The sequence below is a fragment of the Curtobacterium sp. NPDC090223 genome (assembly GCF_044746585.1).
Classification (GTDB): Bacteria; Actinomycetota; Actinomycetes; order Actinomycetales; family Microbacteriaceae; genus Curtobacterium.
Genome location: NZ_JBIVCN010000004.1, coordinates 1 through 13,245, shown reverse-complemented (window position 1 = coordinate 13,245; position 13,245 = coordinate 1). Strand labels below are relative to the sequence as shown.

At 71.5% G+C, this 13,245-nt stretch carries 9 protein-coding genes; 8 read left to right on the top strand and 1 reads right to left on the bottom strand.

All coding sequences use genetic code 11. The features are described from left to right. Nucleotides 1-50: 50 nt before the first annotated feature. On the bottom strand, nucleotides 51-1,676 hold the full coding sequence (locus ACIPJY_RS10055) for a RecQ family ATP-dependent DNA helicase (protein ID WP_400465133.1): 1,626 nt from the start codon (nucleotides 1,674-1,676) through the stop codon (nucleotides 51-53). A 237-nt stretch (nucleotides 1,677-1,913) separates the two neighbouring features. Between ACIPJY_RS10055 and sucC the strand changes: the two genes are divergently transcribed. The 8 genes from sucC to ACIPJY_RS10015 all read left to right on the top strand — a co-directional run bounded on the left by sucC (nucleotide 1,914) and on the right by ACIPJY_RS10015 (nucleotide 13,134). Continuing rightward, nucleotides 1,914-3,083, top strand: coding sequence for an ADP-forming succinate--CoA ligase subunit beta (sucC, locus tag ACIPJY_RS10050; protein WP_400465136.1), 1,170 nt, complete (start codon nucleotides 1,914-1,916; stop codon nucleotides 3,081-3,083). A gap of 11 nt (nucleotides 3,084-3,094) precedes the next feature. Further along, the gene (sucD, locus tag ACIPJY_RS10045; RefSeq protein ID WP_400465138.1) at nucleotides 3,095-3,982 is read left to right on the top strand and encodes a succinate--CoA ligase subunit alpha; all 888 of its coding nucleotides are present in this window, start codon (nucleotides 3,095-3,097) and stop codon (nucleotides 3,980-3,982) included. A 170-nt stretch (nucleotides 3,983-4,152) separates the two neighbouring features. Then, on the top strand, nucleotides 4,153-6,180 hold the full coding sequence (locus ACIPJY_RS10040; protein WP_400465141.1) for a DUF6350 family protein: 2,028 nt from the start codon (nucleotides 4,153-4,155) through the stop codon (nucleotides 6,178-6,180). Nucleotides 6,181-6,218: 38 nt separating this feature from the next. Further along, nucleotides 6,219-6,812, top strand: a complete 594-nt coding sequence (gene purN, locus ACIPJY_RS10035) for a phosphoribosylglycinamide formyltransferase (protein ID WP_400465144.1) — start codon at nucleotides 6,219-6,221, stop codon at nucleotides 6,810-6,812. Continuing rightward, nucleotides 6,809-8,443: a bifunctional phosphoribosylaminoimidazolecarboxamide formyltransferase/IMP cyclohydrolase gene (purH, locus tag ACIPJY_RS10030; protein ID WP_400465147.1), complete on the top strand. Its 1,635-nt coding sequence runs from the start codon at nucleotides 6,809-6,811 to the stop codon at nucleotides 8,441-8,443. Before purN ends, purH begins: the two co-directional genes overlap by 4 nt. Nucleotides 8,444-8,948: 505 nt before the next feature. Then, on the top strand, nucleotides 8,949-10,757 hold the full coding sequence (locus tag ACIPJY_RS10025) for an ABC transporter ATP-binding protein (RefSeq protein WP_400465150.1): 1,809 nt from the start codon (nucleotides 8,949-8,951) through the stop codon (nucleotides 10,755-10,757). After that, complete coding sequence (locus ACIPJY_RS10020) at nucleotides 10,754-12,673, top strand: ABC transporter ATP-binding protein (protein ID WP_400465153.1); 1,920 nt, start codon at nucleotides 10,754-10,756, stop codon at nucleotides 12,671-12,673. The genes ACIPJY_RS10025 and ACIPJY_RS10020 overlap by 4 nt, the downstream gene beginning before the upstream one ends. A gap of 35 nt (nucleotides 12,674-12,708) precedes the next feature. Next, on the top strand, nucleotides 12,709-13,134 hold the full coding sequence (locus ACIPJY_RS10015) for a DUF805 domain-containing protein (RefSeq protein ID WP_400465156.1): 426 nt from the start codon (nucleotides 12,709-12,711) through the stop codon (nucleotides 13,132-13,134). The last annotated feature ends 111 nt before the right edge of the window (nucleotides 13,135-13,245 follow it).

Below are 13,245 nucleotides of genomic sequence, written 5' to 3'. Positions count from 1 at the left end.
GGTTCCTGTGTACGCCGCGGCGGCGGGTGGCCGCCCAGCCTCTCGCGGGGTCAGGCCCGCCGCAGCAGGTGGTGCCGCTCGACGTCCGCGAGCGCCAGGGTGCGGTACCCCGCCGACGCGAAGAACACCGTGAGCCGGTCGGCGCCGGTGCTCATCACCGTGCCGTGACCCCACTCGGGGTGCTCCACCTCGGTGTCCGGCGGCCACTCGTCGTCGTGCGTGCCGTCGTCGGCATGCGTCTCGAACGCGGTCCCGGACGTGCACGTGTCGCAGTTCCCGCACGGCTTGGGGAGCTCGTCGCCGAAGTAGCCGAGCAGGAACTGCCGACGGCAGCCCGGGGTCTCCGCGAACCGGCGCATCATCGCGATCCGGGACTCCTCGACCTGTTCGCGCTGTTCGGCGCGGACCCGGGCGGCCGCGGCGGCGTCGGACGCCGAGCGCGGGCCGCCGCGCGCACGACGCACCCCGTCCCGGCCGTCGGTCAGGACCGTGGCCTCGATGAGCGCGTTCACGGCACGGCCGGCGGTGCGCTCGGCGAGACCGGAGGCCTGCGTGAGGTCGGCGCGGCCGATCGCACGACGCGGCGGCACGGCGTCGAACACGGCCCGCAGGGACTTCGGCGCCGGGCTGCCCGACGCGAAGAAGCGCCGGAGCCCGAGGTCCTCGGACCGGTAGTGCAGCGTCGCGAGGGCCGGCGCCCGGTCCCGTCCGGCCCGACCGATCTCCTGGTAGTAGGCATCGACGGACTCGGGGACGTCCGCGTGTACGACGAAGCGCACGTCCGGCTTGTCGATGCCCATGCCGAAGGCGCTCGTGGCGACGACCACCTCGACGGACCCGTCGTGGAACCCCGCCAGGACCTGCTCGCGGTCCCGCACCCGGAGTCCCGCGTGGTACGGCCGCGCCCGCCGCCCGTGCTCGACGAGCTCGTCCGCGTACACCAGGGTCTCCGCACGGGTGGCGACGTACACGATCCCGGTCCCGTCGAGTCCGGCGACCTGCGCGACGACGGCCTCCCGCTTGCCATCGTCGTCCTCGTGCCGGCGGACCTCGAGCCGGAGCTCCGGACGGTCGAACCCGGCTGCGAGCACGAGCGGGTCACGCATCCCGAGGCGTGCGACCACGTCCTCCTGCACCGGGGCGGACCCCGTGGCGGTCAGCGCCAGCACGGGCGGGTGCCCCAGGCGCTCGATCACCTCGCCGAGTGCCAGGTAGTCCGGGCGGAAGTCGTGGCCCCACGACGACACGCAGTGCGCCTCGTCGACGGTGACGAGCGCGACGCCGACCTGCTGCAGGCGCTCCTGGACGTCGTCCTTGGCGAGCTGCTCCGGCGCGAGGAACACGTACCGGACTTCGCCGGCGGCGACCTCGTCCCACGCCTCGGTCAGGTCGCGGGAGCGCTTCGTCGCGTTCACGGCCACGGCGCGGGGCGCGTCGGGGTGCTGCTCGAGTCCGACGACCTGGTCCTCCTGCAGGGCGACGAGCGGTGAGACGACCACGACGAGGCCGTCCAGCGCGAGGCCGGCCACCTGGTAGATCGCGGACTTGCCGGAACCCGTCGGCATCAGGGCGAGGGCGTCGCGCCCGTCGAGGACCGCGTCGATCACGGTCTCCTGGTCGGGGCGGAGCTGCCAGCCGAAGACCTCGGCGGCTCGGGAGCGGAGTGCGGCACGCATCGCTCCACAGTGCCGAGCCGATCCTGGCGGCTCGCACCGGGCCGTGTCCCCCGCCGTCCCGGAGACCGCCGGCTGCGCGCCGGGCGTGAGCCGGGCCTCCCGGCGGATCAACCGTCCATGTGTCGGCGCTAGGGTGGTCCGCGGCCGTTGTCTCGACATCGAGCGACCCTCGACGTCGAGTGCTGCGACCTGCGAAACCGATGCCGACGCACGACACCGTGCGGGAAGAAGAACAGCGTGGATCTTTTCGAGTATCAGGCCAGGGACCTCTTCGAGTCCTACGGCGTCCCCGTCCTCCAGGGGATCATCGCCGACACCCCCGAGGAGGCGAAGGCCGCTGCCGAGAAGATCGGCGGAGTGGTCGTCGTCAAGGCGCAGGTGAAGGTCGGCGGTCGCGGCAAGGCCGGCGGCGTGAAGGTCGCGAAGACCCCGGACGAGGCGTTCGAGCACGCGCAGGCGATCCTCGGCCTCGACATCAAGGGCCACACCGTCCAGCGCGTGATGGTCGCCCAGGGCGCCGACATCGCCGAGGAGTTCTACTTCTCCGTGCTGCTCGACCGCGCCAACCGCTCGTACCTGTCGCTCGTCAGCGTCGAGGGCGGCATGGAGATCGAGCAGCTCGCGGTGGAGAAGCCCGAGGCGCTCGCCCGCGTCGAGGTGAACCCGCTGACCGGGATCAACAAGGAAGCCGCGCTCGACATCGCCCGCCAGGCGGACTTCCCCGCCGAGCTGCAGGACCAGGTCGCCGACGTCTTCGTGAAGCTCTACGACGTCTTCGCCGGCGAGGACGCCACCCTGGTCGAGGTCAACCCCCTCGTCCGCACGGGCGACGGCCAGATCCTGGCGCTCGACGGCAAGGTCTCCCTGGACGAGAACGCCGACTTCCGCCACGAGGAGCACAAGCAGCTCGAGGACACCGCGAGCGAGGACCCGCTCGAGGCGAAGGCGAAGGCCCACGGCCTCAACTACGTCAAGCTCGACGGCCAGGTCGGCGTCATCGGCAACGGCGCGGGGCTCGTCATGTCGACGCTCGACGTCGTCGCCTACGCCGGTGAGCGCCACGGCGGCGTCAAGCCCGCCAACTTCCTGGACATCGGCGGCGGTGCGTCGGCCGAGGTCATGGCCAACGGGCTCGACGTCATCCTGGGCGACCCGCAGGTCAAGAGCGTCTTCGTGAACGTCTTCGGCGGCATCACCGCCTGCGACGCCGTCGCGAACGGCATCGTCGCCGCGCTCGGCATCCTCGGCGACGCGGCCACCAAGCCGCTCGTCGTGCGCCTGGACGGCAACAACGTGGAAGAAGGCCGCCGGATCCTGCGCGAGGCGGCACACCCGCTCGTGACGATCGCCGCGACCATGGACGACGCGGCCGAGCAGGCCGCCGAACTCGCCGCTGCAGCGGCCTGAAGGGACTGACCATGTCGATCTTCCTCAACAAGGACTCCAAGGTCATCGTCCAGGGCATCACCGGCGGCGAGGGCACCAAGCACACCGCGCTCATGCTCAAGGCCGGCACGCAGGTCGTCGGCGGCGTGAACGCCCGCAAGGCCGGCACGACCGTCACCCACGGCGACGTGTCGCTCCCGGTGTTCGGCTCCGTCCGCGAGGCCATCGACACCACCGGTGCCGACGTCTCGATCGTCTTCGTCCCGCCGGCGTTCGCGAAGGACGCCGTGATGGAGGCCATCGACGCCGAGATCCCCCTCGTCGTCGTCATCACCGAGGGCATCCCGGTGCAGGACTCCGCGGAGTTCTGGGCGCACGCCAAGGCCCTCGGGGAGAAGACCCGGATCATCGGGCCGAACTGCCCCGGCATCATCACCCCGGGGGAGTCGCTCGTCGGCATCACCCCGGCGACGATCACCGGCAAGGGCCCGATCGGGCTCGTGTCGAAGTCCGGCACCCTGACCTACCAGATGATGTACGAGCTGCGTGACCTGGGCTTCTCGACCGCCATCGGCATCGGCGGCGACCCGGTCATCGGCACGACGCACATCGACGCGCTCGCCGCGTTCGAGGCCGACCCCGAGACCGAGGCGATCGTGATGATCGGCGAGATCGGTGGCGACGCCGAGGAGCGTGCCGCCGACTACATCAAGGCGCACGTCACGAAGCCGGTCGTCGGGTACGTCGCCGGGTTCACCGCGCCCGAGGGCAAGACGATGGGGCACGCCGGCGCGATCGTGTCCGGGTCGGCCGGCACCGCCGAGGCGAAGAAGCAGGCGCTCGAGGCCGCCGGCGTCAAGGTCGGCAAGACGCCGTCCGAGACGGCCGCGCTGCTGCGCGAGGTGGTCGCCGCTCGCTGAGCGGTTCCGCCGCTCGCTGAGCTGCTCCGCCGTACCTGCACGGCTCGACGACAACTGCGCACGCGCCCGCGTGCGCAGTTGTCGTCTGTGCGAGCACTCACGGCGGTGACTCTCCACCGGAGCCGCGCGGCAACGCCGGTCCCGGGCGATCGGCACGTATCCTCGCTGCGATGAACCGCCTGGGAACCGCTCTGCTCGCCGCGATCGAAGCGGTCGTGACGGTCGGCGTCGGTGTCGGCCTCGTGCTGGTCCCGCTGACGCTCCTCTGGGGCTTCGAGTACGGCCTGCAGGTCGACTGGGACGTGTTCTGGAAGGCCGCCGGCAGCGTCTGGCTCGTCGGCCACGGCGTCGACGTCACGTTCGTGCTGAGCGCCGCCGCGGCGAAGGCCTCCGGCGTCAGCGGTGCCGCCGACCCGATCTCGATCACGCTCGCGGCCCTCGGGTTCGCCGTGGTCACCGCCTGGCTCGGCGCACGAGCCGGACGCCGCTTCGCCGAGACGGAGCACCGCGTCACCGGCATCCTGGTCGGCACGGCGGTCGTCGCACTGCTCGGGCTCGGCCTCGGGCTGTCCGCCACGTCCGCCGCGTCGCACCCCACGCTGTGGCAGGCGATCGTGTTCCCGGCGCTCTGGTTCGGGATCCCCGCGCTCGTCGCCGCGGAGGTGTGCCGACGCCGTCGCTCGATGCCCGCCGACCCGGTCACCGGTCGGGTGCTCGACCAGGTACACCGCATCCCCGAGGTCTGGCGCGCGGTCGCCGGCTTCGGGCTCCGCGCCGGGACGGCCGCCACCGCGATGGTCGTCGCCGTCGCAGGGATCGTCGTCGGGTTCCTGCTGCTCGGGTCCTTCGCCGAGGTGATCACCCTCTACGAGCGCTCGCACGCCGGGGTCGTCGGCGGGATCTCGCTGACGATCGGGCAGCTGGCGTTCCTGCCGGACTTCGTCGGCTGGGCGACGTCGTGGCTCGTCGGTCCGGGCTTCGCGATCGGCACGGGCTCGAGCGTCTCGCCGATCGGCACGACGCTCGGCCCGATCCCCGGCATCCCGGTGTTCGGCGCGCTGCCGTCATCGGGCCACAGCTTCGGGCTGCTCTGGGTCCTCGTGCCGGTGCTCGCGGGCTTCGCGGCCGGCGGGCTCATGCGCCCCCGGCTCGTCCGAGCGCTCGGCGCCGCCGACAGTGCGCTGCTCCGGGCGTCCGGTGGACTGGCCACGGGTGTCGTCGCCGGTGTGGTCACCGGCGGCATCGCGTGGCTGTCGTCGGGGTCGTTCGGGCCCGGCCGGCTCGCGGACGTCGGACCGCACGCCCTGGTCGTCGGGTCACTCGCCGCGCTCGAGGTCGGCGTGCCCGCCGTCGTGGCCCTCGCGATCGGGCAGGACCTCGTGCGGATGCCGGAGCGGTCCTGGACCCGCGAGCGCTGGCACGAGTCGGAGTCCGAGACCGGGACGGTGTCGTCCGCCGAGCCCGAGGGGTCCCTCCTCGACGCGCTCGACCGTGCCGGTGCCGGGCGCACCACCGACGTGCACCGTTTCGTCGTGACCGAGGCGCACCACCCCGTGACGCGCGCCGACGACCACGAGTCGGACGCTGCCGACACCGACCACCGGCCGGACGCTGACCACAGCGACCACCGGCCGGACGCGGTCGAGACCGACCACGTGCCGGACGCGGTCGAGACCGACGACGACGTGCCGCTGCCGGACTGGGCGCGCACCGGCGCTCCCGTGTCGTCGGCGATGGCGGACACCCCCGCCACCCCGACGCGGCTCGCCCCTGGCACCCCCGCGCGGGTCGGCCGCGCCGGGAGCATCCGCGACCGTCTCCGTGGCGCTGCCGACGGTGTCCGCGACGGCGTGCGTGACCGGGCGGACGGGCTGAAGAGCCGCGCCGACGGGCTGAAGGGCCGCGCGGAGAGCCTCCGTGAGCGGGTCACCGGGTCGGACGCCGAACGGCCGGACACGGCGCCGGACGACCGCCCGGACCGACACCGCCCGGAACGCCCCGAAGTCGCCGGAGCGCGGATCGACGAGCAGCCGGCCTTCCCCTGGAGCACCGAGGAGTTCGTGGCGGGTCGCGACGACGTGGACGACGAACCGGTCGCAGCACCGCCGGCAGCGCCCGCCGGGAAGCGATGGGACGCCACCGACCAGATCCCGGACGACGAGCTGCCCTGGTGGCGCCGACCCAAGGACGACCGGTGACGGGCGTCGCACGGCTCGACCGCCGGTAGGCTTGTCCCGTGCTCGAACTGGTCGTCCTGATCTCCGGTACCGGCTCGAACCTCCGGGCCCTGCTCGAAGCGACCCGTGACGCCGAGTACCCCGCCCGCGTCGTCGCCATCGGGGCCGACCGCGACGCCGAGGGCCTCGGCCTCGGCGAGGAGTACTCGATCCCGACCTTCACGGTCCCGTTCTCGCGCTTCGACTCCCGCGCTGAGTGGGGTCAGGCGCTCGCCGAACAGATCCGGCCCTGGTCGCCCGACCTGCTGGTGCTCTCCGGCCTGATGCGCCTGCTGCCGCCGGCCGTGGTGTCCGAGTTCGGCCCGACGATCATCAACACCCACCCCGCGTACCTGCCCGAGTTCCCCGGGGCGCACGGTGTCCGGGACGCCATCGCCGCCGGGGTCGAGCAGACCGGCGCGAGCGTCATCAAGGTCGACGACGGCGTCGACAGCGGCCCGATCCTCGCGCAGGAGCGCGTGCCGGTCCTGCCCGGTGACTCCGAGTCGACGCTGCACGACCGCATCAAGCCGGTCGAGCGACGCCTGCTCATCCAGACCATCCTCGACATCGCCAACGGACACATCGACCTGAAGGGCACCACGAGCGCATGAGCGTCCACGCCGCCGACCCCAGCCTCTACCGCGACCGGGACGTCGTGCCCGTGCGCCGCGCCCTCATCTCGGTGAGCGACAAGTCCGGCCTGCTCGAGCTCGCCGGCGCCCTCGCCGACGCCGGTGTCGAGATCGTGTCGACCGGCTCCACGGCCCAGACCATCCGCGACGCCGGGTACGCGGTGACCGACGTGTCCAGCGTCACGGGCTTCCCGGAGTCGCTCGACGGCCGCGTGAAGACGCTGCACCCGTCCGTGCACGCGGGGCTGCTCGCCGACCTCCGCCTCGAGTCGCACGAGCAGCAGCTCGCGGGCCTCGGGATCGAGCCGTTCGAGCTCGTCGTCGTGAACCTCTACCCGTTCGTCGAGACCGTGGCCTCTGGTGCCGACACCGCGACCGTCGTGGAGAACGTCGACATCGGCGGGCCGGCGATGGTCCGCGCCTCGGCGAAGAACCACCCGAACGTCGCGATCGTCGTCTCCCCGGCGTCCTACGCCGAGGTCGTCGAGGCCGTCCGTGCCGGCGGCACCACGCTCGACCTCCGGAAGCGTCTCGCCGCCCAGGCCTTCGCGCACACCGCCGCGTACGACACCGCGGTGGCGTCGTACTTCGCGAGCGACGTGGTCGCGGCAGCCGCGGCACCGACCACATCGGGTGACATCGAGACCCCCGGCGCGTTCGACGAGCACCTGTCGTTCGGCGCCGACCTGGCCGCGACCCTGCGGTACGGCGAGAACGCGCACCAGGCCGCGGCGCTGTACACGACCGCCGGCGGGACCGGCATCGCGCAGGCGACGCAGCTGCACGGCAAGGAGATGTCCTACAACAACTACGTCGACGCCGACGCAGCCGTCCGTGCCGCGTTCGACTTCGCCGAGCCCGCCGTCGCGATCATCAAGCACGCCAACCCGTGCGGGATCGCCGTCGGGGCAGCGGACGCCGCCGACCCGATCGCCAGCGCCCACGCCGCCGCGCACGCCTGCGACCCGCTGTCGGCGTTCGGTGGGGTCATCGCCGCCAACCGCCCGGTCACGGTCGCGATGGCCGAGACCGTGAAGGACATCTTCACCGAGGTCGTCGTCGCTCCCGGCTTCGACCCCGAGGCGCTCGAGATCCTCTCCCGCAAGAAGAACATCCGCCTGCTCACGCTCCCCGCGGACTTCGCGCTCGCCCCGCGTGAGGTCAAGCAGATCTCCGGCGGGTTCCTCGTGCAGGACGCCGACCGCTTCACGGGCTTCGACCAGTCCACGTGGAGCCTGGTCTCCGGCGAGCCCGCGGACGACGCCACGCTCGCCGACCTGGCCTTCGCGTGGAAGGCGTCCCGCGCCGTGAAGTCCAACGCGATCCTGCTGGCGAACGGCGGTGCGAGCGTCGGTGTCGGCATGGGGCAGGTCAACCGCGTCGACTCGTGCCACCTCGCCGTGAACCGCGCCGGTGACCGCGCTGCGGGTTCGGTCGCGGCCTCCGACGCGTTCTTCCCGTTCGCCGACGGCCTGCAGGTCCTGCTCGACGCCGGGGTCCGCGCGGTGGCGCAGCCCGGTGGCAGTGTCCGCGACGACGAGGTGATCGCCGCCGCGAAGGCCGCCGGCGTCACGATGTACTTCACCGGCGAGCGGCACTTCTTCCACTGATTCGAGCAATTGCCGGAAACCTGTTGCGCCCTCCGGTGTGCTGTGAATAGTCTGTAAGGCTCCGCGACAGGCAGCCGACGACTCTCAGGAGCCGGCGGCACCGCGGACACAACGGTGACGAAGACGACGACTGGAGTGACGATGGACGACATGACCGGAACCGTGGCGACGGCTGCCCGTGCAGGTCTCGTGTCCCTCGTGGGGACCGCTCCCGCTCCGCGACCCCGCCGGGCCGCGGCCGCCGCCTAGCCAGGCCGTCTCCCACGGCCTCGCGGCGTCGCACCACCACGGCGACCGCGAACCACCCGCTGAGAACCCGGGGGACCACTGTCCCTCGGTGCCCACCGGCCCGACCGACGTCACGGAAGTGACGGCGGTGGCGCGCGACCACGCGCCCGGCTGATGATGACCACGCAACGCAACACCGAGCCTCCAGGCCGTCGACGCGCGACACACGCCGCGTGACGCGACCCGGGGACACGGCAGACGCATGAGGACGCAACGCATGTCCAAGTCGCCCACAACGGCGCGCCCGTCCACCTTCCGCGCGATCGCGCGGATCTACCCCTACGTGAAGCCCTTCCAGGGCCGCCTCATCGCCGGCATGGCCGCGGCGATGGGTGCCTCCCTGGTGGCGCTCGCAATCCCCTACGTCCTGCAGTGGCTCGTCGACGGCCCGCTGTCGTCCAAGGACGATGCGCAGATCTGGCCGGCCGGCCTCGGCGTGCTCGCCCTCGGTGTGCTCGAGGCGTTCTTCATCGCCTCGCGTCGCCGGATGGTGATGCGTCCGTCGACCCGGATCGAGGCGAGCATGCGCAACTCGCTCTACGCGAAGCTGCAGGACCTGCCCGTCGCGTTCCACGACCGGTGGGAGTCGGGGCAGCTGCTGTCCCGTTCGGTCTCCGACCTGTCGTTGATCCGCCGGTGGCTGGCATTCGGCGTCGTGCTGCTCGTCGTCAACATCGTCACGATCGTCGTCGGCTTCGTCGTGCTGTTCACCTTCGGGTGGCTGCTCGGGCTGATCTTCCTGATCGCGTCGATCCCGCTCTGGATCAACGGCCTGCTGTTCGAACGCCGGTACTCCGTCGTCGCGCGCCGCAGCCAGGACCAGGTCGGCGACCTCGCGACCAGTGTCGAGCAGTCCGTGCACGGCATCCGCGTGCTCAAGGCGTTCGGTCGCGGCGGCTACAAGCTCGAGGAGTTCAGCGAGCAGGCCGAAGCGCTCCGCGGCACCGAGATCAAGAAGGCGAAGGCCATCGCGAGCATCTGGCTGTGGCTGCTGCTCGTGCCGGACGTCGCGTTCGCGCTGTGCCTGCTGGCCGGGATCTACCTGGCGAGCCAGGGGCAGCTCAGCGTCGGGCAGCTGTTCGCGTTCTTCGCCACGGCGACGGTGCTGCGGTTCCCGATCGAGTCGATCGGCTTCCTGCTCTCGATGACCTTCGACACCCGGACGGCGGTCGACCGCTTCTTCGAGGTGATGGACTCGGAGAACACGATCACGGACCCCGAGCACCCGGAGACGATCGCGGAGCCGCACGGTGCGCTGTCCTTCAACGGCGTGCACTTCCGGTACCAGGACTCGCCCCCGCAGTTCCCGGACCTGATCAACGGGGTCGACCTGCAGCTCCAGCCGGGCGAGACCATGGCACTCGTCGGGCTCACCGGCTGCGGCAAGACCACGCTGCTGTCCCTGGTGCCGCGGCTCTACGACGTCACCGGTGGTTCGGTGACGATCGACGGCGTCGACATCCGCTCGCTGACCCGGGAGGAGCTCCGCCGTCACGTCGGAGTCGCCTTCGAGGACGCCACGCTGTTCTCGACGACCGTGCGGCAGAACGTGCTGCTCGGCCGCCCGGACGTCACGGGTGCCGAGGCGGACGCGCTGATGCGCGAGGCGCTCGACATCGCGCAGGCGTCCTTCGTGGACGACCTGCCCGACGGCGTCGACACCCGCGTCGGTGAAGAGGGGCTCTCGCTGTCCGGTGGGCAGCGGCAGCGTCTGGCCCTGGCACGTGCGATCGCCGCACGGCCGTCGGTGCTGGTGCTCGACGACCCGCTGTCGGCCCTCGACGTCGACACCGAGGCGCGGGTCGAGGCGGGCCTCCGCCGTGTCCTCGCCGAGACCACGTCGCTCATCGTGGCGCACCGTCCCTCGACGGTGACGCTCGCGGACCGCGTCGCGCTCATGGAGAACGGCGTCGTCACCGCCGTCGGCACCCACTCGGAGCTGATGGCCACGAACGACCACTACCGCTACGTCATCTCGTCGCTCGACGACGACGACGCGACTGCACGAGAGGAGGCGATGGCATGAGCCAGCAGGACAACCGTCCCGTCGGGACGACCGACCGGCCTGGAGGCCCGGATCGCCTGGACGACGACGCTCCGGACACGCAGTCTGCCGCGCCCGTCACCGCTTCGATCACCACGCTGGGCGTGCGCGGGGAGGAACGCGAGGACTTCACCAAGGCGGAGAGCAAGCGCCTGCGGCGCCGCTCGCTCGCCCTGCTCGGGTCCCTCGCGGCCCCGCTGAAGCTCCGGCTCGTCCTGCTCGGCATCGTCGTCGTGGTCTCGACCGGCGGCCAGGTCGCCGGTCCGGCACTGATCGCGTGGGGCATCGACAACGCCCTGCCCGCGGTGCTCGACCAGAACGACTGGGTGCCGGCGTTCGGCGTCGTCGCGACGTACATCGTCGTCGCGGTGCTCGGTGCCGTCCTGACCGCCTGGTACACCGTGCTCGCCGCGCGGATCAGCCAGGCGATCCTGTTCGACCTGCGCAAGCGCGTGTTCCTGCACACGCAGCGGCTGTCGCTCGAGTTCCACGAGACGTACACGTCCGGCCGGATCATCTCCCGCCAGACGAGTGACCTCGACTCGATCCGCGAGCTGCTCGACTCCGGGCTGAACCAGCTCATCCAGGGCGTGCTGTACATGGGCTTCACCGCGGTGGCGCTCGTGTCGCTCGACCCCACGTCGGGCCTGGTGCTCGCGGTGTCGCTCGTGCCGCTGTGGTTCCTGATCCGCTGGTTCCAGACGAACTCGCAGACCCTGTTCCGGGCGACCCGTGTCACCTCGGCGCGCGTGATCGTGCACTTCGTGGAGACCATGACCGGCATCCGGGCGGTGCAGGCGTTCCGCAAGGAGTCGCGCAACCGGGACGAGTACGGCGGCTACGTCGAGGACTACCGACTGGCGAACACGAAGGTGTTCAACCTGTTCGGGACCTTCGACCCGGTGCTCGTGCTCATCGGCAACGCGACGCTCGCTGCGGTCGTGATCGTGGGCGGCTTCCGGGTCGTCGGCGGGACGCTCGAGGTCGGCGCGCTGCTCGCGGTCGCGCTGTACGCCAAGCGCTTCTTCGACCCGGCGCAGGAGCTCGCGATGTTCTACAACGGGTACCAGTCGGCCTCGGCGGCGATGGAGAAGATCTCCGGCGTCCTCGAGGAACGGCCGAGCGTGCCGGACCCGGTGAAGCCGACCAAGCTCGCCGACGCCCACGGGAAGATGGACTTCGACGACGTCGAGTTCGCGTACAACGCGGGCAAGGTCGTGCTGCCGGCGTTCGACCTGCACATCCCGGCGGGGCAGACCATCGCCCTGGTGGGGTCGACCGGTGCGGGGAAGTCGACGCTCGCCAAGCTGATGGCGCGCTTCTACGACCCGTCGCGCGGTTCGGTCAAGCTCGACGGCGTGGACCTGCGGGACCTCGACACGAAGGACATGCGCCGCGCGATCGTCATGGTCACGCAAGAGGCGTACCTGTTCTCCGGCACCGTCGCGGACAACATCGCGCTCGGGAAGCCCGGGGCGTCCCGTGCCGAGATCGAGGCGTCCGCGAAGGCGGTCGGCGCGCACGAGTTCATCATGGCGCTGCCGGACGGGTACGACACCGACGTGAACAAGCGCGGTGGCCGTGTCTCGGCCGGGCAGCGACAGCTGCTCTCGTTCGCGCGGGCGTTCATCGCGGACCCGAAGGTGCTCATCCTCGACGAGGCGACGGCATCGCTGGACATCCCGTCCGAGCGACTCGTGCAGGAGGGCCTGGAGACCCTGCTGGCCGACCGCACGGCCGTGATCATCGCGCACCGGCTGTCCACCGTCGCGATCGCCCACCGGGTGCTCGTGATGGAGTACGGCAAGATCGTCGAGGACGGCACCCCGGACGACCTGATCGCGGGCACCGGGCGGTTCGCCCAGCTGCACGCGGCCTGGCGCGACTCGCTCGTGTAGGCACCGCCGGGCTGGGGCGTGGTTGGCTTGTCGGCATGACAGACGACAGCCCCCAGCCTGGCGGTGTGGCCCTCCGGGACCCCTTCTACGGAGCCCCCTTCACCGAGGCGCTCCGCCGGTTCTGGCGGAAGTACACGGTGTTCACCGGCCGGGCCTCACGCTCGGAGTTCTGGTGGTGGTGGATCACGTCGCTGGCGATCGGCCTCGTGCTGCAGCTGGTCCCGCAGGTCTTCACGCCGGACACCCCGATGCTCGAGAACCCCGTCGGCTCGTACCTGTTCGTGCTGTGGGCACTCGCGACCCTGATCGGTTCGCTCGCCCTCGGCGCCCGGCGGCTGCACGACGCGAACCTGTCCGGCTTCTGGCAGTTCCTGCACGTGCTCGCCGGCATCGGGTCGCTCGTGCTGTTCGTGATGTTCCTGCTGCCGTCGACCCCGAAGGGCACGCGCTTCGACGCCTGAGGCGCCCGGCAACGACGAGAACGCCGCCCCCGTGTCGGGGGCGGCGTTCTCGTGTGTGGTGCTGTGGTGCGGGGGTGTTACTTGATCTGGGCGGTGATGGTGGCGGTCCCG

Excerpts from the sequence above, each read along its gene's own strand:
- ACIPJY_RS10055 (WP_400465133.1), bottom strand. The coding sequence starts at position 1,676 with ATGCGTGCCGCACTCCGCTCCCGAGCCGCCGAGGTCTTCGGCTGGCAG.
- sucD (WP_400465138.1), top strand. The coding sequence starts at position 3,095 with ATGTCGATCTTCCTCAACAAGGACTCCAAGGTCATCGTCCAGGGCATC.
- ACIPJY_RS10040 (WP_400465141.1), top strand. The coding sequence starts at position 4,153 with ATGAACCGCCTGGGAACCGCTCTGCTCGCCGCGATCGAAGCGGTCGTG.
- purH (WP_400465147.1), top strand. The coding sequence starts at position 6,809 with ATGAGCGTCCACGCCGCCGACCCCAGCCTCTACCGCGACCGGGACGTC.
- ACIPJY_RS10025 (WP_400465150.1), top strand. The coding sequence starts at position 8,949 with ATGTCCAAGTCGCCCACAACGGCGCGCCCGTCCACCTTCCGCGCGATC.
- ACIPJY_RS10020 (WP_400465153.1), top strand. The coding sequence starts at position 10,754 with ATGAGCCAGCAGGACAACCGTCCCGTCGGGACGACCGACCGGCCTGGA.
- ACIPJY_RS10015 (WP_400465156.1), top strand. The coding sequence starts at position 12,709 with ATGACAGACGACAGCCCCCAGCCTGGCGGTGTGGCCCTCCGGGACCCC.